37 protein-coding genes are annotated in these 25,890 nt (G+C 37.4%); 3 read left to right on the forward strand and 34 right to left on the reverse strand.

The genetic code is table 11. The features are described from left to right. Positions 1-154: 154 nt before the first annotated feature. The 30 genes from AB986_RS04765 to AB986_RS04890 form a co-directional block, all read right to left on the reverse strand. Positions 155-616, reverse strand: coding sequence for a hypothetical protein (locus tag AB986_RS04765; RefSeq protein ID WP_048309713.1), 462 nt, complete (start codon positions 614-616; stop codon positions 155-157). A gap of 54 nt (positions 617-670) precedes the next feature. Further along, the gene (locus AB986_RS04770) at positions 671-1,258 is read right to left on the reverse strand and encodes a hypothetical protein (RefSeq protein WP_048309714.1); all 588 of its coding nucleotides are present in this window, start codon (positions 1,256-1,258) and stop codon (positions 671-673) included. Continuing rightward, positions 1,258-1,662, reverse strand: coding sequence for a hypothetical protein (locus AB986_RS04775; protein ID WP_048309715.1), 405 nt, complete (start codon positions 1,660-1,662; stop codon positions 1,258-1,260). Before AB986_RS04775 ends, AB986_RS04770 begins: the two co-directional genes overlap by 1 nt. Continuing rightward, a complete protein-coding gene (locus tag AB986_RS04780) occupies positions 1,646-2,038 on the reverse strand; it encodes a hypothetical protein (protein WP_048309716.1) in 393 nt (130 codons plus the stop codon). Before AB986_RS04780 ends, AB986_RS04775 begins: the two co-directional genes overlap by 17 nt. Beyond that, positions 2,031-2,441 (reverse strand): hypothetical protein, encoded by a 411-nt coding sequence (locus tag AB986_RS04785; RefSeq protein ID WP_048309717.1) that lies wholly within the window; start codon positions 2,439-2,441, stop codon positions 2,031-2,033. The genes AB986_RS04780 and AB986_RS04785 overlap by 8 nt, the downstream gene beginning before the upstream one ends. Beyond that, positions 2,410-2,721: a hypothetical protein gene (locus tag AB986_RS04790; protein ID WP_048309718.1), complete on the reverse strand. Its 312-nt coding sequence runs from the start codon at positions 2,719-2,721 to the stop codon at positions 2,410-2,412. The genes AB986_RS04785 and AB986_RS04790 overlap by 32 nt, the downstream gene beginning before the upstream one ends. Positions 2,722-2,733: 12 nt before the next feature. Beyond that, positions 2,734-3,096: a hypothetical protein gene (locus AB986_RS22550; RefSeq protein WP_048309719.1), complete on the reverse strand. Its 363-nt coding sequence runs from the start codon at positions 3,094-3,096 to the stop codon at positions 2,734-2,736. Between the two features lie 26 nt (positions 3,097-3,122). Further along, entirely contained in the window at positions 3,123-4,250 is a 1,128-nt protein-coding gene (locus tag AB986_RS04800; protein WP_048309720.1) for a phage major capsid protein, read from the reverse strand. A gap of 13 nt (positions 4,251-4,263) precedes the next feature. Further along, positions 4,264-5,031 (reverse strand): head maturation protease, ClpP-related, encoded by a 768-nt coding sequence (locus AB986_RS04805; RefSeq protein ID WP_053216043.1) that lies wholly within the window; start codon positions 5,029-5,031, stop codon positions 4,264-4,266. Further along, complete coding sequence (locus AB986_RS04810) at positions 5,031-6,164, reverse strand: phage portal protein (protein ID WP_425545205.1); 1,134 nt, start codon at positions 6,162-6,164, stop codon at positions 5,031-5,033. Before AB986_RS04810 ends, AB986_RS04805 begins: the two co-directional genes overlap by 1 nt. Before the next feature lie 7 nt (positions 6,165-6,171). Next, complete coding sequence (locus AB986_RS04815) at positions 6,172-7,818, reverse strand: terminase TerL endonuclease subunit (protein ID WP_048309721.1); 1,647 nt, start codon at positions 7,816-7,818, stop codon at positions 6,172-6,174. Continuing rightward, on the reverse strand, positions 7,819-8,094 hold the full coding sequence (locus tag AB986_RS04820) for a P27 family phage terminase small subunit (protein WP_048310897.1): 276 nt from the start codon (positions 8,092-8,094) through the stop codon (positions 7,819-7,821). It lies immediately after the preceding gene. A 171-nt stretch (positions 8,095-8,265) separates the two neighbouring features. Further along, positions 8,266-8,436 (reverse strand): hypothetical protein, encoded by a 171-nt coding sequence (locus AB986_RS22240; protein ID WP_161797331.1) that lies wholly within the window; start codon positions 8,434-8,436, stop codon positions 8,266-8,268. An 8-nt stretch (positions 8,437-8,444) separates the two neighbouring features. Continuing rightward, positions 8,445-8,756 (reverse strand): HNH endonuclease, encoded by a 312-nt coding sequence (locus AB986_RS04825; protein WP_048309722.1) that lies wholly within the window; start codon positions 8,754-8,756, stop codon positions 8,445-8,447. 172 nt (positions 8,757-8,928) lie between these two features. Further along, positions 8,929-9,090 (reverse strand): hypothetical protein, encoded by a 162-nt coding sequence (locus AB986_RS22245; RefSeq protein ID WP_161797332.1) that lies wholly within the window; start codon positions 9,088-9,090, stop codon positions 8,929-8,931. 342 nt (positions 9,091-9,432) lie between these two features. Continuing rightward, positions 9,433-9,978, reverse strand: a complete 546-nt coding sequence (locus AB986_RS04830) for a hypothetical protein (protein ID WP_048309723.1) — start codon at positions 9,976-9,978, stop codon at positions 9,433-9,435. Between the two features lie 248 nt (positions 9,979-10,226). Next, a complete protein-coding gene (locus AB986_RS04835) occupies positions 10,227-12,113 on the reverse strand; it encodes an ATP-binding protein (protein ID WP_048309724.1) in 1,887 nt (628 codons plus the stop codon). Between the two features lie 112 nt (positions 12,114-12,225). Then, positions 12,226-12,768, reverse strand: coding sequence for a site-specific integrase (locus AB986_RS04840; protein ID WP_048309725.1), 543 nt, complete (start codon positions 12,766-12,768; stop codon positions 12,226-12,228). Continuing rightward, positions 12,765-13,220 (reverse strand): ArpU family phage packaging/lysis transcriptional regulator, encoded by a 456-nt coding sequence (locus tag AB986_RS04845; protein WP_048309726.1) that lies wholly within the window; start codon positions 13,218-13,220, stop codon positions 12,765-12,767. Before AB986_RS04845 ends, AB986_RS04840 begins: the two co-directional genes overlap by 4 nt. 368 nt (positions 13,221-13,588) lie before the next feature. Then, positions 13,589-13,777 carry an XtrA/YqaO family protein gene (locus AB986_RS04850; protein ID WP_048309727.1) on the reverse strand — a complete coding sequence of 63 codons (189 nt, stop codon included), beginning with the start codon at positions 13,775-13,777 and terminating at the stop codon, positions 13,589-13,591. A 90-nt stretch (positions 13,778-13,867) separates the two neighbouring features. After that, positions 13,868-14,032 (reverse strand): hypothetical protein, encoded by a 165-nt coding sequence (locus tag AB986_RS22250; RefSeq protein ID WP_161797333.1) that lies wholly within the window; start codon positions 14,030-14,032, stop codon positions 13,868-13,870. Positions 14,033-14,212: 180 nt separating this feature from the next. Then, positions 14,213-14,380 (reverse strand): hypothetical protein, encoded by a 168-nt coding sequence (locus AB986_RS22255; RefSeq protein ID WP_161797334.1) that lies wholly within the window; start codon positions 14,378-14,380, stop codon positions 14,213-14,215. Positions 14,381-14,394: 14 nt separating this feature from the next. Then, complete coding sequence (locus AB986_RS04855; RefSeq protein ID WP_048309728.1) at positions 14,395-15,207, reverse strand: ATP-binding protein; 813 nt, start codon at positions 15,205-15,207, stop codon at positions 14,395-14,397. Positions 15,208-15,221: 14 nt separating this feature from the next. Next, complete coding sequence (locus tag AB986_RS04860) at positions 15,222-16,043, reverse strand: hypothetical protein (protein ID WP_053216044.1); 822 nt, start codon at positions 16,041-16,043, stop codon at positions 15,222-15,224. 339 nt (positions 16,044-16,382) lie between these two features. Then, on the reverse strand, positions 16,383-16,580 hold the full coding sequence (locus AB986_RS04870) for a hypothetical protein (RefSeq protein WP_152670924.1): 198 nt from the start codon (positions 16,578-16,580) through the stop codon (positions 16,383-16,385). A 91-nt stretch (positions 16,581-16,671) separates the two neighbouring features. Then, positions 16,672-17,010: a hypothetical protein gene (locus AB986_RS04875; protein WP_048309731.1), complete on the reverse strand. Its 339-nt coding sequence runs from the start codon at positions 17,008-17,010 to the stop codon at positions 16,672-16,674. Then, positions 17,010-17,162 (reverse strand): hypothetical protein, encoded by a 153-nt coding sequence (locus AB986_RS22555; protein ID WP_169749937.1) that lies wholly within the window; start codon positions 17,160-17,162, stop codon positions 17,010-17,012. Before AB986_RS22555 ends, AB986_RS04875 begins: the two co-directional genes overlap by 1 nt. A gap of 22 nt (positions 17,163-17,184) precedes the next feature. Beyond that, complete coding sequence (locus tag AB986_RS04880) at positions 17,185-17,706, reverse strand: helix-turn-helix domain-containing protein (protein WP_048309732.1); 522 nt, start codon at positions 17,704-17,706, stop codon at positions 17,185-17,187. A gap of 64 nt (positions 17,707-17,770) precedes the next feature. Beyond that, entirely contained in the window at positions 17,771-18,040 is a 270-nt protein-coding gene (locus tag AB986_RS04885; protein ID WP_048309733.1) for a group-specific protein, read from the reverse strand. Between the two features lie 21 nt (positions 18,041-18,061). Next, entirely contained in the window at positions 18,062-18,283 is a 222-nt protein-coding gene (locus AB986_RS04890) for a helix-turn-helix transcriptional regulator (protein WP_048309734.1), read from the reverse strand. 135 nt (positions 18,284-18,418) lie between these two features. Here AB986_RS04890 and AB986_RS04895 point away from each other — a divergent pair, with 135 nt between their 5' ends. The 3 genes from AB986_RS04895 to AB986_RS04905 all read left to right on the forward strand — a co-directional run bounded on the left by AB986_RS04895 (position 18,419) and on the right by AB986_RS04905 (position 20,592). Further along, positions 18,419-18,865, forward strand: a complete 447-nt coding sequence (locus AB986_RS04895) for a helix-turn-helix domain-containing protein (RefSeq protein ID WP_053216045.1) — start codon at positions 18,419-18,421, stop codon at positions 18,863-18,865. A gap of 100 nt (positions 18,866-18,965) precedes the next feature. Continuing rightward, entirely contained in the window at positions 18,966-19,466 is a 501-nt protein-coding gene (locus tag AB986_RS04900; protein ID WP_048309736.1) for an ImmA/IrrE family metallo-endopeptidase, read from the forward strand. Next, the gene (locus tag AB986_RS04905; protein WP_048309737.1) at positions 19,450-20,592 is read left to right on the forward strand and encodes a site-specific integrase; all 1,143 of its coding nucleotides are present in this window, start codon (positions 19,450-19,452) and stop codon (positions 20,590-20,592) included. Before AB986_RS04900 ends, AB986_RS04905 begins: the two co-directional genes overlap by 17 nt. Before the next feature lie 143 nt (positions 20,593-20,735). Here AB986_RS04905 and glnA read toward each other — a convergent pair whose 3' ends face one another. From glnA to spoVK, 4 genes are all read right to left on the reverse strand, one after another. After that, complete coding sequence (glnA, locus tag AB986_RS04910; protein ID WP_048309738.1) at positions 20,736-22,073, reverse strand: type I glutamate--ammonia ligase; 1,338 nt, start codon at positions 22,071-22,073, stop codon at positions 20,736-20,738. 277 nt (positions 22,074-22,350) lie between these two features. Continuing rightward, entirely contained in the window at positions 22,351-23,616 is a 1,266-nt protein-coding gene (locus tag AB986_RS04915) for a methionine gamma-lyase family protein (RefSeq protein ID WP_048309739.1), read from the reverse strand. Positions 23,617-23,628: 12 nt separating this feature from the next. After that, entirely contained in the window at positions 23,629-24,891 is a 1,263-nt protein-coding gene (hflX, locus tag AB986_RS04920; RefSeq protein WP_048309740.1) for a GTPase HflX, read from the reverse strand. A 55-nt stretch (positions 24,892-24,946) separates the two neighbouring features. Next, positions 24,947-25,876, reverse strand: coding sequence for a stage V sporulation protein K (gene spoVK / locus AB986_RS04925; protein WP_048310900.1), 930 nt, complete (start codon positions 25,874-25,876; stop codon positions 24,947-24,949). Between the last annotated feature and the right edge of the window lie 14 nt (positions 25,877-25,890).

Raw genomic sequence — 25,890 nt, forward strand, 5'->3', positions numbered from 1 at the left:
TAAGCCTGTTTATTTTCGAATATCCGATCGACTTCCACGATTGGAAAATCCCAGAACACTTCAGGATCAATCCCATAGACAAGAACATAAAGCACGTACAAATCTTCAACGCATTCAATGTTAAGTTGAGGCGCTTTTACTTTCTCGCCTTTCTCTACTTTTTTGAGGTGCTCGCTTCTAACCCCTTCCTGAACTCATTCGGGTTTTGATTCAAGTAGACCATGACAAGATCGAGATAATCATTCAGGAGTTTTTCGAGATCCCCATGATAGAGATCAAGAAATTCTTCGAACGTAAGGTCTAGACTTTTATTGGCTCCCATAATCCCGAGGTAAATTACAGGCAAGTCGCGATCCGCATCGATAAATTCAGCTTGTTCTTCTGAAATATTTTCAGGATCAATTTTGCCATCTTTTCCGACTAATCCCTGCATCTGGACCAAGTTTGTAATTAACGAGGTTTTTGTAATCCCAAGACGCATCCCTGTAGCCAATGAACGATTCGTTAAAAATGCAGGATATTTCTTGGGATTCACAAACCGTGTTTCAAATTCATTGTTTTCAAGCTCGATTACTTCGACCTCTTTTAGTTCAATCGTACTTATTTTTGTTCCCATCTTAATTTCCTCCTTTTTCTTACCAAACAAAAAAGACCGACAATTTGTCAGCCTTTATGGTGAAGGGATTGCCTCCACTAACGAATAATCAAATGCTATGTGCCAGGTATCCGCAATGGATGGATCTTCAAGTTCTGAAATGTATGCCTCGTAATAGAGGTTAGTTTTGGCATCAGGATAAGCTGTTACTTCCACTTCCATTTCTGCCACTTCATCAGCGCCATTTTCAATCGCAAATTTAAATCCAGTGGTTGATACCACATTCGGAAAAGAGATTAATTTTGTGATTTCTTCAAATTCGTCGATAACGTCAGCTGTGAACACAAATCGTTTTCCTTTGGAATTTTGAGAGTATTTGTATACACCAGGCTTTAAATCCTCATTCGTAATACCAAATAACTCACGAACAATAGCTACTGGAACATGAGCTGAGATGGTAAGATCATGTTTTTCAGGCTTGGTCTTTTTGGCAACCTCCACACCTTCACACTTCTTGATTAATTCCTTTAAGGTCGTTTCGCCTTCTACAGAGCCAATACAGGGGAATTTCACCCCATCTTGCTGGGTCCCGTCCTCTGCGAAAAATTGCGTGCTCGCATTCGTGATTTTTGTTGAATCAAATGATTCGACAACAGTGGCCATTAAAATTCCTCCTCGATTAATTGGTCTAATTGGTCATTGATTTCTTGCAGAATACGTGGCGTCCCATCATTCATTCCCTCAGTCATGAATTCGTCTGGTGCTCTTCCGATAGACGTTCCTAACCCCTTATCAGGGAAAACCAGATAGTTGTAAGTCTTTTTTGGTTTTGTTTCAAATCCTAAGTTGAAGGTTGCACTTCGAAGAGACTTCGAATTGCTCGCATGTCTCTTTTTCGCTGGTGATTGGGATACTGGGATTCTTAAGAGGATCCTATCCTCAATTGTCTTTATCCCAAAAGAATGCAAGATCCGATTCACTCTCTTTTCAACTTGATCAGGTATTCTCTTGAATTTTTTTTGCAGTAGCTTTAGCTCTTCAGCATCAATTTCAAATCGAACACTCATAACGAATACTCCTTGAAAAAATAAAATTAACTCGATCTACATATTCATCGGTGTCTAATTTTTGGACACGATCACGTTCTGTTCGTACAAATTTCATAGCGTTGATTTTGGTTATCGAAGAGATAATGTCTAATTGATCTGTTTCGAGGGAACGACTATTTTCAGCCAGGTAGGTAATAAAAACATCTTGCCTCATATTCCCCTGGTTTTCCCCTTGCTGCAGATCACCATAAATGATTAAAAACAAATTCAATTTTTCAGGACGTTCGCTTTCTGATACATCATCCTGAAAGACAGGAAGATTAAAGGTTTGTACAAGATGGTTATAAATTTGTTCGTTTTGTTTGCTAATAAGCACTTTAGCTTTTTCATTCATCCCTAAATCCTCCTACTTCCTGCAAGTAAAAAAATAAATACCGTCGACTTGTATCAAAGTCCACGGTAATAACATCATATTCCATTGTCCCTATCCTTATTTTAATATTAGACTTCCGTAAGTTTTTATAGCTTTCAAAAAAGGAAGACGGAATAGTGGAAGATTCTTGAGCAGATGGTGGCAGTTTGGTTTTCACTTTAAGATCCAGGCGACTACTCATGGTGCCAGCTAGCTGAAAATCTTGATCACGTGCACTCATCAGCCGAAATGCTAATTTCCCTTTTTGTTGATACGTTTCGCCTATCCTCTTCCCCTCTGATGATCGTTGGACAGATTGAAACCCATAATATAAAAACCCGTCATTAAACGTCTCATGAACCGGCCTCTGTATTTGTCGCTTCATATGCGTTAATTCCCTCTCTTAGAGAAAGCTTGAAGAGCTCTCTTTCAAAGTTAATCTCAAACAATTCCAAGGAATGATTATAAGCGTAACGTCCATAATCCATTAACAAAGGTTTTGCTTTCAGATCGGTGGTATAGTCAATTTTAGTACCAGCAATATCATCAAGATAAGCTATCCCTTCTTTCACCTTATCTAGCAGGGTAGCATCCTCTTCATTCCACGTAATGTGCAGATAACTTTTCAATTGATCTCTTAAACCTTCAAGTTGTTCTTCACCCAAGAAAGCCACCCCCTACTTTTCTGGAGATGGCTTTTCATTTTCTTCTAGCTGTTTTTGCAGATCTAAAATAAGAGCAATTCGTTCTTCCTCGTTACTAGCCTCGCTTGGATCTCCATTTAAATTCACTATTAATTCCTCTTGAGGAGCTTTATTCATCTTTTTAATATCCGTTGCAGTTAAACGTTCGATAGATTCATTGGACTTTTCTTCCACTTCTTCGATGAAGACACGCTTATATTTCGGATGTTCTTTCGATAATTCTGCAATGCGTTTCTGACTGGGTTTGTAATCTCCCTTTGGATATTTTTCACCAGGTTTATAGATTGTCCCATGATCATCTATATCTTTAAATCCATTCATTACTTTATAAATCATAAGTCCTTATGCTCCCTTCAAATTGTTTATACTGCTGGTTCTTCCGTTAACTGTAGGTCATAGACTTGAGCAGCATAATTGTCCACTGGCTTACCAGTAGCAAATTGCTTAGCGATATACAACGTCGCATCTTCTAATGCCATCGTCTCAGTGTACTTTTTAATCGGTTCCGTTCCACCAATAGCAGCAATGTATTCACCTCTAACAAAGAAGAGTACTTTGCCTTGTGGAACAAATTGTGATTCTGTGATTTTTGGATTAAATGGCAAACTCGTTACATAGACACCATTCGCATTTTGAATCGTGGCGTTCGCTTGAATGCCAAAGTTATCAAAGGGATTCACAACCATCACAACTTTTCCGGATACGTTTCGAACTTTATCTTTTCCATTTACTTTACGGATCGATAATTTTTCGACGACACCTTTCAATTCTTGAATCGTTGTTTTACCTGGTTCAAACGTTAGAGTGCCGGATGAAGTTTTATCTGAAATGGCCCCAGTGCTAGCATCCACACTTTTCAGAAGTCCAATAGGTTGATTGATTCCCGTTCCAGCAACATATCCTTTTTCAAGTCCAACGGACATGGCTTCTTTGATCATGGTACGTACATAACGTTCGATCCATACTGGACCCAGCTTCAACATATCGTTTGCAAGTGGAATAAACGCTGTTAATTTCAACTGACTAATGGTTTCTTTACGGAAGGCACCATTTAACTGTCCTTTGATATCCCCAAATAATGGCCCCCAGACAGCAGCTCCTTCAGGATCGGAATAAATAAATTCGGTTACGGCTCCTAGATTTTGAATCCCAATTTCTTGTAAGAGAGGATGAACTTCTACTAAATCCTTAAAGACGCGCTCTTGTGTGGTTTTAGGTAAGGTCTCTGTTTCTTTGAAACCACCATCTTCGACAACAGCATTGAAAAACTTGAGCTCTTCTGAAGTCAATACATTTTGACCACGAGCTTGCATGACGGCATTATCAGACATTTGGGTATTTACTTGATTCAAAATATCACCCTGAACGTCGTTTGCTAGGGCTTCAAGCATATTAGATAGGGCTTCAGATTGTTCTGCCTCTGAGCCATTTATAGCGACCTGAGCAAAGGCCTGTTTCTTTTCTTCAAAATTGTTAAATTTAATGGTCATGTCTTAAGCTCCCTTATTTTAAATTTAAAAAAAGCTTACTCATATTCTGCTTATTAGCAGGAGTAGGCTTTTGTTCTGGTGGTTCATTTTTTTGTTTGTTTTTCTTAGCTGAATACTTTGCAACTAACTTGTCCTTTAGATTTTCGAACTCTTCTTCGTCTTCTTCCTCATCACCTAGATCTTCAAGTTCTTGAATTTCTATCTCTTCGCCTACGATGTCAGCAAGTCCAAAAGCAACGGCTTCCTCTGCGGTAAGAAAGGTTTCTTCATCAAGAAGTTGTTCCAATTCAGACTGCTCACCAACGAAGCGCTTTTTATACGATGCAGCAAGTGAGGCGTCAATTTTCCTTAAATCTGAAGCTGTCTTATCAAAAACTGCAGCATTACCATATTCAAAGGTGGATGCTCTGTGTATCATCATCATGGTGTTTTCAGGCATGATGACTTTATCGCCAGCAACCGCTATTACAGAAGCAGCACTTGCAGCCATACCATCTACATGAACAATAATCTCTGCTTTATGGTTTTTAAGGATATTGCCAATGGCTACACCGTCAAATGCAGAACCGCCTGGAGAATTAATGTGGACGTGAATTTTTTCAGCATCAACACTTTGCAACTTTCTTCGAATACTCTGTGCGCTATTGTCGCTAAAGAAGAAACCACCAATGGGTCCATAAATATAGAGGGAATACTCCTTGTCTTTTTCACCCGCTTCAAAACGAACATCGTTTTTTTTGTTCATCATGTTCTTAATTTGATCTTTGAATTCTTTTGACATTATTTATCACCCCCTTCAAGTTCGTTTGTTTCTTGGTAGTTTTTCGTGATCACGAATTTATCAAGAATCGGATCATCCATCTGTTCGAGACCGATCGCATCTCTTAACTCATGACCATTGGCCACCCCGGATGACCTTAATTTATCGACTGAAGTTGCCACATCAAACATATTACTGTAGGAGACGCGCTTAATATCGATTCGCTTACCAGCAAGGTACTCTTTCTTATCGATAAACTTGGCATCTGACTCATCTTTAATTTTCTTAAGTAATGGATCAATACAAAAGGTCATCATGTTACGAGTCGCTTTTTCCACATCAGCCATTTCACCATGAATTAAAGCGACTGGAATACCTAATGCCTTTGCTACATGATCTAAAAATCCGTTACTGACTTTATTGATCTCATCTACACTTGCACCAGAAGAAGCTGCCTGTTCGGTATAAGTGAATCCTTTTTGTTGTGGGATGATGGCGAATGTTTTTTCTTTTATCGCTTGATACATCCGATCAATGAAACTCTGTAACTTTCGTTGAGTTTCAGGATCCTTCGCACCTGTCGTCTCTAGATCAACCGTCGAACGAATCTGATTTTTATGTTTCTGGAATTCTACCATTCTTCCAAACAAGGATCCGTAATCCATAAAAAGGCTATCAATCAATTTTGATAGATTTTCATTATCGAATTCCAAATAAAGCACATCATTCATCGTGAAGGTTCGTTGAAAGGTAAAGTTTTTGACAGTAACGTTTTTGAACGTATCCTCCACTACTCCATACTCAACGCGATCAAAATCATCAGCAATTAACAAATCATCTGTAGCAGATTTGATAATCAAACATTCATTGTCATGGATAAGTTTATAAACCACCGTTTGCCAAAAAAAACTTGCTGACATGTTTTTATTTGGTCGAACATTTAACCGGTAGTAGAGTTCATCTTTTATCGTTTCTTTATTCTTCTTCACTCGAAATTCAGATTGACTGATGATTCGACCGATCATATTGACGCAGGTTTGAATCGCCAATTGTTTCATTTTAATCCGTTCGGAAGTGCCTTCTAATAAATCGACATCATACATCCACTCCAGCTCAGTATTACGTTTGAATATGTCTAATAATCCTATTGTCACTCACCTCCTAAAATGAAATATCGTCCAGGTAAAATTCTTCTTCCTCTACCAGGACATTATCCGCTTGCCATAAGGCGTGGATAAATGCCTGAAATCCATCGGTTTTACGTTTGATTTCATCTTTCTTTAAGTATTCTTTATTGCCATCCTTTTTGATTTTCACATACACATTATTTGTGTACCATCGCATTAATGGATTGTCGCCAAATATAATCTGCTTATTAGCAAATACCGTTTCAACTCTTGGTGCAAGTTGTGAATGAATGGCTTTAGGATTCCGTATATAAATTAAAAGAAAGCCTTCTGCTTCAAGTGCAGCTTTCACGAGATCAAGACGAAAGGTATCCGCTACAATGGTGCTAACCCCATATTGCTCTCTCATTCTTACGAACCAATTTACGATTTGTTTTATATCAATAACCGGTCCGTCTAAAATGGTCAATAAGCCTTCCTCTTCCCAGTCATGGATTGGCGCCTGTAAATTTGCATCCTTTAGAAAACCTCTTCTTACGAATGAATGTGATTTCCAAATATAATCTTCACCAACTTTAAATAATAATCCGACTGCAGCAAAGTCCCGAATGGAAGCGAAATCCAAACCTCCGACTGCCTCCCTATGTTTTAAATCAGGAATTTGTCTATTAGTTGCTTTAATTTCTTCCCAAGTCGCCACAGATGCAGTTAAATCGGTAGCAGGTAAATTCATACGCTTTGTCATAAATCGAATGCGTGCAGATGGCTTAGAATTCCCTAAAGAGATGTACTGCGTTCTAACCTTACGAAATAACTCTTTCGCGTACTCACTCATGGGTTCATGGAACATCGGATTTGCTTTTTGCCAGTTTGAAAAGTCATCCATATCCGATTCACTGTCCAGCGTGGCCATAAAGACAAATAACGGATCCTCTAATGATTCCCCATTCAGAACTCTCGTTGCCCGTTCTTTCAGATCATCCAAATAACCACCGCGAACAAATCCATCTGTAGTGATAAAGAATTCTCTGGAGTGCTTAACCTTTCCCAGACCGGATGAAAAGACATCAATGATTGCTGAATCTTCATATTCGTGGACTTCATCATATACGACACAACCGTCACGCAAACTATCTTTTGTTTTAGGGTTAGAAGTGTGGAACTTGAGTTTGCTATTGTTCGTTCGACTACTAATTTCGGATTTCGTCGCATAAAACAATGATTCCAACACTTTGTGATTATCTGAGTTTTTAATAGTGCTGTAAATTTCATTAAAAGAAGTCTTAGCCTGTTCTTCGCTATTCGCTACGATCGATACATTGTAGTTTTCGATTCCATGCAAATCGCTGATAAAGAAATTTGTAAGGGATGAGATCAATCCGTTCTTACCAGCTCCCCGTGCTTTGTATAAAAAGAACTGTTCGAAAAAAGGAAAGTTTCCTTCTGTGTAATAGAGAAAAACGAATGCTGTAATAAACTTTTGAAACGGCATTAATGTAAAATAATTCTTTTCTGTAAAAGCGATATAACGCTTATGAGTTATTTCATCAAAGTAGATATCATCACGATTAAGAACATGGTTATTTAAGTAAGAAAATAAAAGGACCACATACTTACTGACTTTTATCTTGCCAGCTTCGTATTGGTCCATATAAAAGGTAACATGCTGATTTATTTTCATTTATATCAAATCATCTGCTGAATACTTCGGATTTCCCTTGTTCTCTTCGTCTATAAAATGAAAGGTTCGTTCTATATTCATGATGGATGCATTTACTTTGCTCATTTCATTCAACAGAGGGTGGGACTTCACAAATGTTTGGGTCGCATTCTTTACCATGATCGAAACGCCCTCTTTTTTAACTGTGCGTTCCATTCGTCTATAAATTTCAATATGCTTCAAGTACCTACCGACTTTTTCCACTTCAACAGGACTAGTTGTATCAACGCTGGACATCAGATAATCCTTTATTTTATCTATACTTACGTCAGTTCTTAAGGCCGCTTTCAATCATGGCCACCCCCCTATCGTGAGATTTTGATAAAAAATTTGGAAAGTCGAGCCCCCTCCCCGTTTCACGGGTCCCCAAAAACTTCAGAAAATTTTTGACGGGGGGGCTTTTGAAAATTATTTTTCTCTAAGCTCAAATGCTTTAACTATCGTTTTCTTCTCATCTTCTGTAATGTCCTCAAACTCCATGAATCGATCTAAAGCTTCCTTTGTTGTCATCCCTGAGTCTAAGAGTAATTGAAGCTCTGATAAAGCATCCTTTAACTGTTCTCTTATCATCTCTTCCATCCTTATAGTCACCACCTCTCATCATCAAATACTTTCTTCTTTCGAATGTACTTCTCCAATCGACCGTGCTCTTCATTATGACAACGAATGCATATGCATTCACAGTTACTATAAACAAGCGCAAGCTCTGGATGCTGTTTAACTTCCTTTATGTGATGCACGTTCTCTGCCCTTCCTACTCTACCTGAACGCTTGCAAGTCTGGCATTCATGATTATCTCTAACCAGTACACGTTGTCTAAGTTTTCTCCAAGCTAGACTCTGGTAGAACTTAACCAGTTTATCTTGGGCTATGAGTTCAATAATTCGTTGTAGTTCCATCTACATTCACCTCTCTACACACAACCAAGGATCACCTTGTATGAAGAGGTTGGTTTATTAATATTGATTGTGTGTAGAAAAAGAATGAAATTCTTGAAGTGACTCTTTAATAATCTGTTTATGTGTATTTTCACATAAGAAAAAGCACCACTTGGGTGCTAAGTTTTAAATCTCATCTTCCGAATTCATTTGTAATTCTTCTCTTACAAATTTCTTTGATTGTGTCAAAATCGCCTCCATTATCAACACATGTATATACTTCAGCTATAAAACTGTTTTTTTCTTCTATACTCATGTCTTTTAGAAACTCATCTAACGAGTTTTGTATGCTCATAATCCTCCCTCCCTTCACTGTTTAATTTCAGCAAAAGGAAGTTGAATCCTGTTTAATCTGTAAAAAAAGGAGTGTCTTCATGAAATAGATATATTGGTGCAATAGGTGACTTTATTTTTGTATTAGAAGCGCTTCATACAATTGGTATTGATCTATTACAATTAAGCTTTCTATAACGAATAATCAAATGTGACTACTCTTCTTGCTCGAGCATTTATACATAACCTTGTTGTATTTCTCTGCTTTTCAAACTAATAACATTTTATCATTTAAATGCATGAATGTTCTGCCAGTAGTCAGCCATTTTTCTGCCAAGAAAATTATATGCAGACGAAGAAGATTTTAAGAAAACATATTCTCAAACTTTAATTTTGCTTTTGGATGCAACTTCCTAAACAACACGTTTACCTGCTGAACGCTAATTCTCCCACCAACTAAATAATTATCTGGATTATTAATGGTTGAAGTTGCATCTGACATTACATTATCATCGCCTCTAATAAAATCCTTTTGTTTGTTGCCTTTTCCTTCAAAGTATTCAATTTCGTGCTCTCGCATGTTTCTAACTTCTTTTATATAAGGAATTTTTTCATTTATTTCATCTATCATTTGCTGATATTCTTCATCATACTTTACGGCAACATTTAACCACTTTTGAACTTTATTTAAAGCAATAACAAAATAGTATTCTCGAACTCTGCTTAACTCTCGAATGTAATCCATTCTGTTCTTCATTTGAAGATTTACTCCTGGCTGATCGAAAAAATCATCCATTAAACTAACGGATTCATTGCTTAATTTAATTAAATCCTCGCCTTCAATTAATACGGCCATCATCCAAGTTTTAGTTTCTTGTATAGACATCCATTTCATTCTGTCTTTATCCATTTTCATACCTCCCATAAATATCAAGTCAATTATTTCATTCCCTCATAGATTAACTTACCATTATCTTGCATTAATTACCCATATCTTATATTGTGTGTAATTAATTTAACTCCTGAATGTCCTAGTAGAATGCGGTTAATATTAAAATGCAATTATGAATTATACATTATCTTATTAAGAAGAACTGGCAAAGAATATAATAACTCCTAACAAAAAACTCCCGATTCAGGGGAGTTTTTGTTAGGAGTTCAATATTTACCTATTTGCACACCTCTTGGGTTGCCAACTTTAGCTGTGGAATAATATATGTCTTTAATAGTATTAAACCAACTTTCCATTTCACTATAAACTCCATTTTCCTTTAAATCTTCTGCAGTAACCTTTTTTGTTAATTGGCCATTCAATTTAGCTTTGATTGCCATATCTCTTTTTTTATCATCTCTGATTTGACTCATAGCAATCCCTTTTAAATGGTTCGGTATATCGAAATTGCCCCACCTTGAACGGTGCTCAGATAAATTACAATTAAACTCTTCTTCTATTAAAGCAATTGGGATGTAGTTTTCCATTTCACGTAACTGTGTTATCATTCCTGTGCGTCTACCATCATTCATTGCGTTCATATCATCAACTAGTTCTTTATACTTCTCAACATCTCCATCATACAAATGAAATTCCTTTATGTTTGAGTGTTGAAAGTGGTTAAGGTTAATCCAGTCTATAAGTCTACTACCCCCCAGATTATAGATACTAATATCAGTCTGCTCTATATCTATTATTTCTTTGAATTCTGGTACACATTGATTTACATTCTTAATAAAATTCACATCATTAGGACCTTCCACACAAATTACCATACTTGAATGTATCGTCGGTAAAATCCCTAAAGTATTAACTATTTCACTGATTTTAACTTTTTCATCTGTTACTATTTCTGGACAACCTTCTTCATCTTTTGAAACCAATATTAACGACTCTTCATCAACCATCTGTGCTATTTCAGGTGTGTGAGTAGTTATAAATACTTGACTATTCTCCTGCTCAGCAATAATCGATAAAGAGTCTATTATCATTTTTTGAAAGTCAGGATGTTGAGAAGTCTCTGGTTCTTCTATAGCATAAATTATATTTTGATGTTGTCTATCCATTAAGCTCTTTTCAGCCTGTGCCCTAAAGTAACTCAATAGTATTAATCTTCGTACACCGCTCCCTCTTTTATTTAATGGTATATCGTTATCTGTATCCAAATTAAATTTAAAAACAGTGTCCCAATTTTTAAGATCGGGCAACGTTTTTAATTGGTTTGCAATTTCACCATTAAACTCTTTTAATTTCTCAATTGTTTTTTCCCCAACTTCTTCAACTCTTTTTACAACTCTGTCTCTTATAGCGTCTAGATCACTTTGAAGCTCAGATAACACCTCTTTAGTAATCGCCTTCATTGGATCTTGTACTTCCTTATCGCTATCTGTATTTGCTCTATCAGATTGAAAAAGGTTGAAAAGCGGCAGATTTTCTTTCAATTTCAGCCAGTTTTTCATACTCTCATCCTGAATATCTTTAACATTAATAGGTAAAACATCTAAAACTGTATCTTCACTTATTAAATGATTAAATATTGCTTTTCTTATATCTGCTTTTTTCGTTTTATTAATACCATTATAATCTCTTATTTCATCCTTATATTCTTCCAACGCACTCTTTAATTCTGCAAGGCTATAAGTAATTAGTGGGTTTTCGAATAAAATAGGATGATATGTATTTAGGTGAACAGTAATATTGCTTGCGCTGATTGTATTACCACTCGCTTTTATTACTTTTTTTATTTCAAGAAGTCCCTCCTCGTTTAATAGATACTCATCATTTAATGAAGTTGGATTTGAAGCATCTAATATTACCAAATCTTCTTCCTTTACTTCAAAAAAAGCACTAATTTCAATAACCTTTTCAAACGCATATTTATAACAATCATTAGGTTCAGGTTTTTCATCATTAAAAAATATGTTTAAAGCATCAAGAATAGTGCTTTTCCCTACATCATTTCTTCCAATGATTACATTTAAATTTTTATTGAATTTTACTTCTAATTCTTCATACCCACGAAAATTTTTTAATTGTAATTTAGTTAATTTCATTTTTTACCTCCATGATATGATGGATTTCCACTAAATTACAAATTCTACATTCATGAAAAAAGACCTTCATTAATTTTTAAACATCAATAATTTTTTATTCAATGTTATCGATTTAAATTTTAAATTTTTTTATTGCTTTATCTATACCATCTTGCTCAATACCAATATACCTTAAGGTAACAGATGGACTAGTATGATTAAAAATTGTTTGTAGTAATGCAACATCTTTTGTTTGTTTGTAAAAATGGTATCCAAATGTTTTTCTAAGAGTGTGAGTACCTATCTCATTTAAATTAATGTATTCTGCTGCCTCTCGTAGAATTTTATAAGCCATGCTTCGCCCAATAGGCTTGTTAATACCTTCTCTACTCTTGAAAAGAAACTCATGATCTTCTCTACCATCCACATATTCTTTTAATTCCCTATTTAGAGCAGGAGTCATATCCAATCTTTTTTGCTTCCCAGTTTTCTTTTCTCTCATACTAAAATAGGGTCTTTTTGCATCGCTAACACGAAGAGGTAAAATATCGGAAATGCGAAGCCCACTATTGATACCGAGAATGAACATCATATAATCTCTTTCATTTTTCTCTTTTAGAAAAAGTTTTATTGCTCTAATCAGTTCAGGATCCCGAATTGGTTGCACGAAGTTCATCCGGCGAACACCTTCTCTTTAGTCACTTCAATACGTAAGATGAAAGCTAATTTATAAAAGGCCCTTGCCTTTACTCTGTAGTACTTTCTCTCACTCATGCCTAGATCATTATAAACTTCATAATCAAATACATCCTCTTCATTCATATAGCGCTGAATAATGATCGACCTTTCTTGATAAGAGAGGCGATTGACAGCTTTTCTAATTTTACTAAGATACTTCCTACGAACAGTTGCCTGATCTATATTTTTAATTGCTGCATTTTCAGTAGATGAACGAAATTCATTTGAATGAGATGGAGGTACGATAGAAAAGGTTTGGGTTACTTTAGGCAAATGGTCATCTGGTTCCATAAGTAGATATATGGTGTATTTTTCAAGAGCTCCTTCAACAGCAGCTTTGGTTTGCTCACGATCAATTTCTGGTAGATTAAAATCAATTTGTTTTGCCATATGGCACCTCCGTTGATTTATATAAAAAAGGAACACCAATCAAACAGAAAACACTTCTGTTTAGTTGGTGCCCCTGCGTTATGGCTCAGGACTTATTTAATTCTGTCACAATTCTTGATTTTCACGTAATGTCTTTGCATCCTTACATAATGATAGTCGATGTATTTACCGTTTACCTGGTGTTTATATAGAAAATGATGATAGTGGTAAAGAACGAAATGAAAAGCGCTTTTCATTCTCCCTCCCACTCATGAGCATCCATAATAAAAGAACATTTGTTGCATTTCTTTTGAGGAATAATATTAGGTAAAACCTCAGAAACTTCGCAATCAGGACAGTAGTATTCAATCACTGCTATAGCTCCTTTCTCAAACTTTCTCAGACATTTGGAATTCGAACCGATCTACCTTTCCTTGATATGTGAAAATCGTTGTTTTTCCATGTGATGGCAATTGTTTTGAAATTAAGTTACCATCTTTAACGATATAACAATGATCTTCTTCAAGAACCTTTGTTAGATTCTCAATATCACTAAGTTGTTTATGGTTTCTTTCCATCCTAAGCGCCCCTTTTGTGGTAAAATAAGATGTAAGGGAACTTTTACCGCCTGGACGCTCAGGTGGTTTTTTTTATGAAGATTTTCAAAGTCACTTTGTATTCTGTTCTTCTCTCTTTCTTGAATTTCCTCTTTCCCATTTCCAATTTACCTTTGGTCGATCTTCAGGATCATATTTACTTGGAAGATTGCGATAGTACTCTAGTTCACTATCTGATAAATAGTAAGTTATAACTTCACCATGAGCTGAACTCATCAAAACACCACCTTTAACAATAATTAAACATAGAAATTATTAATCTATTTTTCATTGGCCCATAAGTTCTCAAGTGTTGTTAGTGTTTGCTTCAGCAACCAATTAGAATTATGGCCTCTTTTCTTAAGCTTGATTACTAAAATTTTTTTCGTTTTGTCACTGCATTCCTCAGTTGACTCATTAACTTGCCTCCTGTTTAAAATGCTTTTTATAGAACCGTTTCTTCCACGCTTCAAATTCTTGTTTAGAGTGACTTGCAGAGTCACATTTCTTACAAGGATTAACCTCAGTACCAGCAAAGCTTTTTTTATAAGTGACCCCTCGATTGAAACAATAGGAACATAACATTCAAAATACCCCCTTCAAAATGATTTTCTTCGATAGTCATTACCAGTCATTTTAAGTACTGTCGTTCCATCCATCATGCGTGAAAAGTTCCGTTCATTAACCTTTTTAGAAAGGTCATCACTAGATAAATTGGTGGTAAATATCGTATGTTTACCTGCTCGACTATCCATGACTTCAAATAACTTGGTTTGAGTCCAGTTGTCATTTTTACTCTTTGCGTTCGTGTATTCTGTACCAATATCATCTAGCACTAGTAAATCTACCTTTTCAACAGCTTCTAATAGCTCTGCTTCTGAAAATTCACTGTGACTGTTGTATGTGTCTTTAATTTTTGTAAGAAGCTTTGGAACCGAGAGAAAAAGTCCTGAATAGCCCTTATCTAATAACGCTCGAACAGCTGCATATGATAAGTGACTTTTCCCCGTTCCATATGATCCTGCAAGAAGAAGGTTTTCAGGATTGGAACTTTTGAATTCCTTAACAAATTCTTCTACGGTTTCCTTTGCATCTAAAAGCTGTTTGTTAGTAGGTTCATAGTTTTCAAAAGTAGCTCTCTGTAAACTACGGTTCACTAAAGAGTTTTGATTGAAAATTGCTTTTGTTTTCCGTTCAAGCATAGCTGACTGGACTTTTCTGCTTTCTTCGGCCAATCGCTTTTCTTCACACCTGCACCCTTTGAAAGCTCTGAAAAGCTTTCCTGCTTCAGGTCCAAGTGCAACCGTTCCTTCCACTTCGTTAACTATCTCTCCACAACCTGAACATTTAATTTGGCGAAGCACCTTCATCGGGGCAATTTTTGTTTTTAACAAAGATGATGTTTCCTTCATGATTCTCCCTCCAATCAAAATCCATAATCATATCTTTGCTCATCTTGCTGTTCTGGCTTTCGAAACGGGCGAACATTACTCGCTTTTTCAGATTGTTGCAATCGATAATGATGGGCAAGGATAACCTTCTTGCAATAAGCGAACGAATTGATCTCATCACCATGATAGGCAGCTGTAAAATCCCTAAACGCTTGGTCAATTCCCTGTACCGCCTCTTCGATCGAAACACCCGCCTTTAATACCGCTTGAACGTGTTGGTAATCGGAGACCTTGGGAGGCATGCCCGGTTTCCCTCGTACTACCATGTAATAATCTAGCAAGTAATCAGCATTGGACTGTGATTCAGTTTTATGAGGTTTATTATCAACTACAACAACATTACTAATATCTTTATTAGATTGGACACTTTTGTCCATTCCAGAGTGGTCATTTCTGTCCTCTCTCTTATTGAGAGGAGACACTTTTGTCCTTTCTCTTTTTTCAGAATGGACATTTTTGTCCACCCTCTTTTTCTTTTGAATATATCCTCTTTTTGAGTTTTTAACGGTTAAAATTAACCCATATGGAGCGCGAGTCACTTTTATATATTCATGTTTCTCCAGGACATCTAACCAGCGACGAATCGTCTTATCACTAACTCCAAACACAATTGAAAGTTCTCCAAGCTTCAAGGGTTTATTTCCTAACACAACACCCCACACAGTCCCTTCTCTTTCAATTTCATCTGTGGTTGAACTTACAGCCCAAAGAAAGAGCCACAAACCTGATCCTATGTTTTGATAATGTGTTGGGTCCAATATGCCAGAATAAGTAGAAAACGGATAACTCTCGGACATCTTTCTCCTCCTTACATACACTGACGATTATCTAGTTGGGGGTACTGCCTTGATATAACACAAAGCATTCATACCTTTAATTCGCTCAAAGGTAAGTTCAGGATAGTTTTTCTTAATGTACTTCGTTACATAGGACTTAAAATATAGCTTTTGAGTTTGCTTGTTTTGGATGTGTTTAATAACTGATAAATAGTGTAGGGGTATAGGAATGGCAATCTCTGTTTTTTCAGACTTCACATATATGCCTCCCAGAGTGTATTTGATTTTGATAGGGTCTTGGAGTAAAATTAAAATAAGATGATTAATCACAAGACCCTGAATGATCGCGTTGCAGCGCGGTCATTTTTTGTTTACAGATAATCCTTGCTCTTCTATTCGATAAATAAGTAAAATACAATCATCCGCTTCAGTAGCAGAAAACTTTATATCTACTACTTCAAGATCAGGGTTTTCTTGTAGCCAGCAATTCGCATCTATTTCATTACAGAATGTTTTAAGCTGTATACATCCTGACAATTCAGCTTGTCCAAACATCATTTCAACACCTTCCAAATATTATTGTTTACAATAAATTCAATTAGTGGTATTTTATTGATAATTAATTACGTCAAAGATTGACAGTGAGCTTTTAGGTTGCTGTATTTTTTTGTTTCAATGGATTGTTATTGTCCTGAAATATTCGCTTTTGCTCTTTTATCCAAAAAGCTAGGGTAAAATAAGTATCCGCCTTGATCTTTCTGCGTTCCTGGTAAAACTGCCAGCCTCGAAAATTTAATGCTCTTTTTAGATACTCCAATTCCATCCCATCAAACTTTATGACTCCATTAGAGCTTTCTTTCATTTTGTTGTATGCAATGTCAAACTGTTTCAGAGCCCACCCCTTTAACTTATCTCTATACGCACACATGGCTTCAACTGCCATGTTTCTCTCTACTGGCAAAAATCTAAAACTAGCTTTAGTCTCCATTATTTAGCCTCCTTAATTCGATGATTTAGCTCTTTTTTATAACTAAGCAATCGGTTATATCTGTATGGATTTTGATAACGCGTTGGATGAATTGCTGTATATTCAGCTACTTTTTTTGTGTAATAAAAAATGCGTTCAGAAACTGCCTTCAATCAGTACGCCCCCCTAATTCTTCTAACCTTTCATATAACCGCGAGAAATGAGTTTCTTTCTATGAGTTAGCCACATTTCAGCCCATGAAATAGAATATTCTTTACAAATAACAGCAATATAATGATTCAATGCAATGATGGCATCCATCGCTTGAATGACTGATTCCTTCACATCATTAAATTGAAATGGCTCTACTTTTCTAGGATGATTTACTAGATTTGTTTTATTAATCGCAATGAGAGCTTCTTGCAACTCTTCCTGAGCCTTACATTTAACACTGGATCGATGAAGATCAATATCATCACCATCAAGCCTTCCGCTTCCCCAGCCTGTATATTCTGCTGCAGCAGTCATTCCCACAAATGGGTTGTTATGACTTTCAGCAAAATATTTCACCATATCAGGTTGAACACGGTATTCTCCGTTTTCTTGTTTAGAAACAGCTTCACGAGATGTATGCAAATCCATTGACAATGCCAATTGCGTCATACCGGTTTCTTTCCTTGCAGATCGCACTTCAGAAGCTGATCTACCATTTAGCATTAAAATTGACCACCTTTCTACCAATTTTTTTGTTGATAATGGGTAAAATAAACTTAGAAACTAATTAACGAGTGTTTTGTTCACTCAACCATGTGAGCAAGAAATCTTTTGTATCTCCAGCTGGGAAGTACCACTTCTGCCCTACCTTGTATTTCTTAAAGCGTGAGTCAAAAAAGAACTTCTCCTGGATCGATCCCCAGGACATACATGTTCGCTTTTGAAGCTCTTTCGCATCCCAGAAAACTCGCTCAGCATCAATTTGCTTAATCTTTTCTTCCACTTTTTGAAGGTAAAGCTGTTTTGCTTCTTGATCATCGATTTGTATGTTTAGCAATTTTGAACACCCCTTAGTTCATTAACCACACATATTGTGCGGTTCTATATTAAAAAAAAGAGACTCAATTGATACATCATAAAAATTTGAAAGCTTAATTTTAATTTCATCTCTAGGTGTCCGCTTTCCCTGCTCATACATAGCAAGCGCACTTACACTTATGGAAAGTTCATCAGCTACTTCTTCTCTTGTTAGATCACCACGTAAATTAATTAGCTTCTTTCCAATAATTTCTTTATTCATAAATACACCACCTTTCAACACATATTGTGTTTCTATTACTAGATTAAACCACACTTAAAGTGTTGTCAACACTTTTTGTGAAGTTAACTATCCAAATAACACGTTTCGTGTTATTATTTCAAGTAGGTGATGGATATGGCCACTTTTGGCATTAGATTAAAAGAATTAAGAAAATCTAAGCGAATAACACAAAAGGAACTTTCTAGAATTCTCAAATTGAGTGAAAGTGCAGTTAGTATGTATGAAAGAGATGAAAGAGAACCTTCTTTTGAAACACTTAAAGCTTTAAGTGAACTATTTGAGGTTTCTAGAGCTTATCTACTTGGTGATACAGACGATCCACAGCATTCAAGTAACAATAGTGATAAAAATTATGATTCTCTGTCAGAAATCAATAAAATACTTACTGACCTTGGTGTAACAGATTTTTTCATGCACAATATTGAAGACTGGAAGGACTTAAATCCAGAACAAGTTGATGAACTTCGAAGAGACTTTGAATCATTTCTTGAGTACAAAGCATTTGAAGCAAAGAAAATGAAAAAAGAAGCAAAGAAGGATTCTACTAAAGATGATAATTAAAGATAAATTATACATATAACTCGTTATTAGACGTTCGTATGTATAATTTATTTTTAATCTTAAGGCGAACATACATTCGTTTAATTATAGGAGTGAGAAAATGTCTCTATCGTATACATCCTCCCCACTTGAGTCATGGGTTTCGAACTGGTATCTAAAAATGAACATTTACAAACCCTCTGACATAAGTATCCATAAAATTTGTAAGACTTATAGGATTTTCTATTCTCAGAAACCTTTACCTTCTTACTCGAAACAGAATGGAAACTTTAAAATCATTTCAGTTGATAGCCGATTATCCATAGAAAAACAGCGTGAAGTTGCATTCCATGAGCTATGTCATATCCTTCGCCATGCAGGAATGCAAGGCATGATGCCTGAAGCTTTTAGAGAGCTTCAAGAACGAGATGCCAGACATTTTACAAAATACGCTTCTATTCCATATCACATGATCTCAGATATTGATCTCGACAATCCTAATGTTATTGAGCAAATGTCTTCTACATTTAAGGTTTCACAAGAACTGTGTGTAGACCGATTATTACAAGTAAAAAAGAAAACGTTTCAATCAAGGAGGACTTTCCATGGCTACATATCGTAAACGAGGAGAAAAATGGGAGTATAGAATTTCATACAAAGACCTCTTTACACAAAAACACAAATTAAAATCCAAGGGGGGCTTCAAAACAAAACGAGAAGCTCAACATGCTGCTTCCCAAGAAAAAGCAAAACTTAATTCTGGGTTTGAAGTGGACAACTCCTCTCTTCTTCTAGAACATTACCTTAACGATTGGCTGATCAACTATAAATCCGGTGTAGTGCGAAAAAACACTTATGAAATCCATGAAAGAAATATCAATAAGCACATACTTCCTTATTTTAAAAAAATCAATTTAGTAGACTTAAAGCCTATTATGTATCAAAAATTCTTAAACAGTCTTACTGACCACGGATATAGTAAGCGTACGATTGAAATTATCCATACCACAATGGCAAATGCTATGAAGAAAGCTGTAACGCTCGGTAAGATTGAGAGAAGTCCTTGCGAAGGAGTTGATATTAAAGGGAAGGAAAAAGAGAGCTCAGAATTAAAATATATGGATTCTGAAGATATCCATGATTTTTTACAGGAAGCTTATAAGTATGGCTATGAGTATTGGATCTTCTTCAAAATACTCATAGAGACTGGAATGCGAAAAGGTGAAGCTGCTGCTCTGCAATGGACGGATCTAGACTTAAAGGAAGGCACGATCACCATTAATAAGACACTCGATTTCAAAGCGCGTTCGAAAGAAGAATTGTTTGGAGACACTAAAACCTTTAAATCACAAAGAACGATTACAATCAGCAAGAGTTTAATCAATGATCTCCACTTTCATAAGAAACAACAAAATCAAAATAAATTAGCACTTAATGAAATTTATCACCACGATTTGAACCTGGTCCTCTGTCGTAATAACGGGAACATTATGCCGAAGTCTAGTTTGTTTAATGCATTTAACCGGATACTAAAAAGAACGAACAAACCGAAGTTGCCTATCCACTCTCTCCGCCATACACATGCTGTATTACTTTTAGAAGCTGGTGCAGATATGAAGTATGTCCAGACTCGTTTGGGCCATGGAAGTATGGAAATTACATCAAACGTTTATGCACACGTTAGTAAAAAAATCGAGACAGATACACTGGAGAAATACGAGGAATACATGAAGAATATCTTGAAATGATTTTGGCCAATCTTTTGGTCAAAATCTTTTTTTTGAACTTTTTTTGGTCATTTTTTGGTCAAAACAACCACTTACAAGAAAATGTGATTTTGACCAAAATAAGAAAAACCCCTTAATACTAGTCGTATCAAGGGGTTTGGCTCTTAGTAAGTCGTCATATACTGTTCGCGTTCCCAAGGGTGTACTTGCGTACGGAACATATCCCACTCAATTTCTTTCGCTTCGATAAAGTGCTCTGATGCGTGCTCGCCGAGAGCAGTCATCATAACTTCATCTTTTTTAAGCAATTGAAGTGCATCGTATAGTGTTGCAGGAAGATCTGTGATGCCTTCTGCTACGCGCTCGTCTTTGTCCATCACGTAGATGTTACGCTCAGTTGGCTCTGGTGGCGTCATGTTGTTCTTGATACCATCAAGTCCAGCTGCTAGTAGAACGGCCATTGCAAGGTATGGATTTGCAGATGGATCTACACTACGTACTTCAATACGAGTACTGATTCCGCGAGATGCTGGTACACGGATAAGCGGGCTACGGTTACGAAGAGACCACGCAACGTAGCAAGGTGCTTCGTATCCAGGAACAAGACGCTTGTAAGAGTTAACTGTAGGGTTTGTTACTGCAGTGAACGCTTCAGCGTGCTTCATTGTTCCTGCGATAAATTGACGCGCTGTTTCGCTTAGTCCAAGTTCGTCTTTAGGATCGTAGAATGCATTCTCTCCATCCTTGAATAGAGACATGTTCGCATGCATTCCTGAGCCGTTAACACCGAAGAGTGGCTTTGGCATGAACGTTGCGTGAAGTCCGTGCTTTCGTGCGATTGTTTTAACCGCTAATTTAAACGTTTGGATGTTATCACACGTTGTGATCGCATCAGCGTATTTAAAGTCAATTTCGTGCTGTCCTGGTGCTACTTCGTGGTGAGAAGCTTCGATTTCAAAGCCCATGTCTTCAAGCTCAAGAACGATATCACGACGGCAGTTTTCACCTAGATCTGTAGGAGCAAGGTCAAAGTATCCGCCTTTATCGTTAAGCTCAAGCGTTGGCTCACCGTTCTCATCCATCTTGAAAAGGAAAAATTCCGGCTCTGGTCCGATGTTGAAGTCAGAGAATCCGAGCTCTTCCATTTCTTTAAGAACGCGTTTTAGCACTGAACGAGGATCCCCATCGAAAGGAGTGCCATCAGGGCTGTAAATGTCACAGATAAGACGAGCTACTCTGCCTTTTTCAGATGACCATGGGAAAACGACCCATGAATCAAGATCCGGATAAAGATACATATCAGATTCCTCGATGCGAACGAAACCTTCGATAGAAGAACCGTCAAACATCATTTTATTATCAAGAGCTTTTTCAAGCTGATCAACTGGAATTTCAACGTTCTTAATAATCCCTAGTAGGTCAGTAAACTGCAAGCGGATAAACTTAACGTTTTCCTCTTGCGCCATCTTTTTGATATCGTCTGTTGTGAATTTGTTAGCCATGTAAAATGAATCCTCCTTAAGAAATATAAAGATTTAGTGAATCCGTTGGACAAACAGCACGAGTTTAACGTAAAGATCGACTCGCCGTACGTAGGCAATAGATGCAAATGCCAAAATTCAGAATTAATTGAGCATTCGCAATTGCCACTTCCTTCTTCACTTACTTATCAATATACTATAGCTTTCACATCATCGTGTTAAAGTACGTTAGATAATCTCACATCATTTTTAAGCAAAAAAGAACAGAGATCGACTTGATCTCTGTCCACATTCCCCATTATACGGTGATTAAACCTTTTATTAACAAATCATCCACTGCGCGCAAAACACTGATCTTTACATGTTCAAATGTAAGTCCACCTTGAACGTATGCGACATACGGTGGTCTTAGCGGACCATCTGCCGATAATTCAAGGCTTGCTCCTTGAATAAACGTACCCGCTGCCATGATCACATCATCTTCATAGCCTGGCATGTAAGCAGGTTCAGGTCGTACATGTGCATTAACTGGTGATGCAGATTGAATCGCCTGACAAAATGCAACCATGCGTTCGCGATCGTTGAACTGCACAGATTGGATAAGGTCTGTTCGTTTACTATTCCAGTGCGGCGTTGTATCAAATCCGGCAGCTTCTAAAAGCGCAGAGCTGTAAACAGCTCCTTTCACAGCCTGTCCTACTGTATGAGGCGCAAGAAAGATCCCTTGATACATTTCTTGTAAGGAATAAAGTGAAGCTCCGACTTCTCTACCAATTCCAGGTGACGTTAACCGGTAACCACAAAGTTCAATTAAGTCCTCTCTCCCAACGAGATACCCACCTGTTTTAACAATGCCAGCTCCGGGGTTCTTGATGAGAGAGCCTGCGATTAAATCGGCTCCAACGTGACAAGGTTCAAGCTCTTCAACAAATTCACCGTAACAGTTATCTACAAACACAATTACGTCTTCTTTAATCGATTTAACGAACTCGATCATTTCACGAATATCATCAATTGTGAAAGAAGGACGATTGGCATATCCCTTTGATCGCTGAATTCCAATTACTTTTGTTTGGTCAGTTATAGCTGCTTGAACCGCATCATAATCAACCGCTCCGTCAGACAATGGAATATCCTGATAACCAATGTTGAAATCTTTCAACGAGCCATTACCGGCCCCTCGTTTTCCGACGATTTCTTCCAGCGTGTCATAAGGCGCTCCCGTTATATAGAGGAGCTCGTCTCCTGGTCGCAATACGCCGAACAGCGCTGTAGCAATCGCATGGGTACCAGAAACAATTTGCGGTCTTACAAGGCCCGCTTCCCCACCAAATACATCCGCATATAGTTTCTCAAGCGTATCTCTTCCGTCATCGTCATAGCCGTAGCCTGTTGATGGCGTAAAGTGATAATCGCTTATCCTATTTTGATGGAATGCTTGTAAAACGCGGTATTGATTCGCTTCGACCCGTTCGTCAATTTCTCGAAGAACAGGTTGAATTTTATCTTCTGCATTACGTGATAAGTTCTTTAGTTCATCTTGATGTGTAAAATGTTTAAACATGTTTGTCTACTCCTAGTCGTTGTTCCAGTCTTTCACGATTCGTTCGTAAAGATGTGCTGGTGCATAACCTTTGCATCTGTAATGGTCCTTCTCTTCGTCCCATTTCCGTTCTAAAAGCACGGTGTTACTTTGCAAATAAGCAAGTTTATCGCCTTGATCCGCTTGAATTGAGATAGAGAAATACTCCATTTGCTTCAAAACTTCTTTTTGAAGGCGGTCATTTAGACTCTTCAAGTCAGATTCTTTTATAGCCGAAATATGAATTTGCTCGTTCACACTGCTCTGTACAGCTGGATCTGCTTTGTCCATTTTATTAAATACGGTTAGCACTGGAATGTGTGATGCTTTTAAATCCTTCAACAACTTAAGCACGATTTCTTCGTGTCGTGCTCGGTCAGGATGAGCAGCATCGATCACATGTAGAATAAGATCTGCTTCCGTTGCTTCTTCAAGCGTTGATTTAAAAGACGCAACAAGTGTTGTAGGAAGGTCTTGGATGAAACCAACTGTATCAGTTAAGAGAACATTGAAACCATTTGGAAGCTTCAACTGCCTTGTCATTGGATCAAGTGTCGCAAACAACTTGTCCTCTTCATAGGAATCTGAATTCGTTAACCGATTAAAAATCGTCGATTTACCCGCATTCGTATACCCTACTAAAGCAACCTGTAGCGTTTCATTCCGTTTCCTTCTTGCACGATATTGTTCTCGGTGCTTAACGGTATGATCAAGCTGTTTCTTTAAGTCTGTTATTCGATTACGAATATAGCGTCGATCCGTTTCAAGCTTCGTTTCCCCTGGTCCTCTTGTTCCAATACCGCCTCCAAGCCTTGATAAAGATGTTCCTTGTCCGGCAAGGCGTGGAAGCATGTATTGAAGCTGTGCGAGCTCAACCTGTAGCATACCTTCTCTAGATCTCGCTCGCTGAGCGAAAATATCAAGAATAAGCTGAGTCCGATCAATGACTCTAGCATCAAGTTCTTCCGAGAGGTTCCGAAGTTGACTTGGAGAAAGCTCGCTATTAAAGATTACGATACTTGCTTCCTTTTCTTCTATGAGCTCGGCAAGTTCTTCAACTTTCCCTTTTCCTATAAATGTAGCAGAATGAATGCGTTCACGTTTTTGTGTGAGAGTCCCTTCAACAACTCCACCCGCTGTTTTGGTTAAAGCAGCCAGCTCATCCATCGAATAAGCAAACTGCTCATCAGTATATTTTTGAAGCTGACATCCTATTAATATTGCTGGTTCAGCTATTTCAATTCGTTCTTTATTCAAAGGTTCATTCCCTGCCTTTATCTATCAGTCTGTTCCCATCATACCAGAACCACATTTAATCTTCTACATGGATGTCTTCTGGTAATAAGAGCTCCAATGAAGACCGGTCGATTACTTTAGCCTGGAGTAGTCTCACTGCCTGTTTCCTAATGGCTTTCTCTATAATATTACGTACGAATCTTCCATTACTAAAAGCAGCTGTTTCACGTTCCCGCTTTTTCATAAAAGTTTGTTTCAATTTCCACTCAGTTTCTTTTGAAAAGCGATATTGACGCTCTGCTGCCATCTTTCTAGCAATCAGTAACAGCTGCTCATTTGAGTAGTCAGGAAAATCAATAACGAGCGGAAAGCGTGACGGTAAGCCCGGGTTTAATGATAGGAAATGCTCCATTTCCTCAGAGTAGCCTGCAAGAATAAGAATAAAATCCTTATGATAGTCTTCCATTGCCTTGACTAACGTATCAATAGCTTCTTTCCCGAAGTCCTTCTCCCCGCCACGTGCTAGGGAGTATGCTTCATCAATAAAAAGAATACCTCCTCTTGCCTTCTTAACGAGATCCCTCGTTTTTTGAGCCGTGTGACCGATATATTCTCCGACTAGATCTGCACGTTCTGCTTCAATGAGGTGTCCTTTCGAAAGGACATTCATCTCAAGAAATAGTGTACCAAGAAGGCGGGCAACTGTTGTTTTGCCTGTGCCAGGATTACCCTTGAACATCATATGGAGCGCTTGCGTATTCTGCTTTAAACCATTCTCTTCCCTGCACTTGTTCACATACAGCCAGGCGTAGACTTCTTTTAGTAAGTATTTCATTTCTTTAAGACCGATAAGCTGCTCCATCTCCTGTTGAATTCGTTCAAGAGGCATATGCTTTTTAGCTGCTTCACTAAGCGCCTCCTCAGCCACTTCCCGTTCGCCTTCATTCTGACGAAGAACGATATTAATTTGACTACTCTTCCGCTGTGTAATCGAATGCTGCAAGATGCTCACCTCGCTTT

The sequence above is a fragment of the Guptibacillus hwajinpoensis genome (genome assembly GCF_001039475.1).
GTDB classification, from domain to species: Bacteria; Bacillota; Bacilli; order Bacillales; family Guptibacillaceae; genus Guptibacillus; species Guptibacillus hwajinpoensis.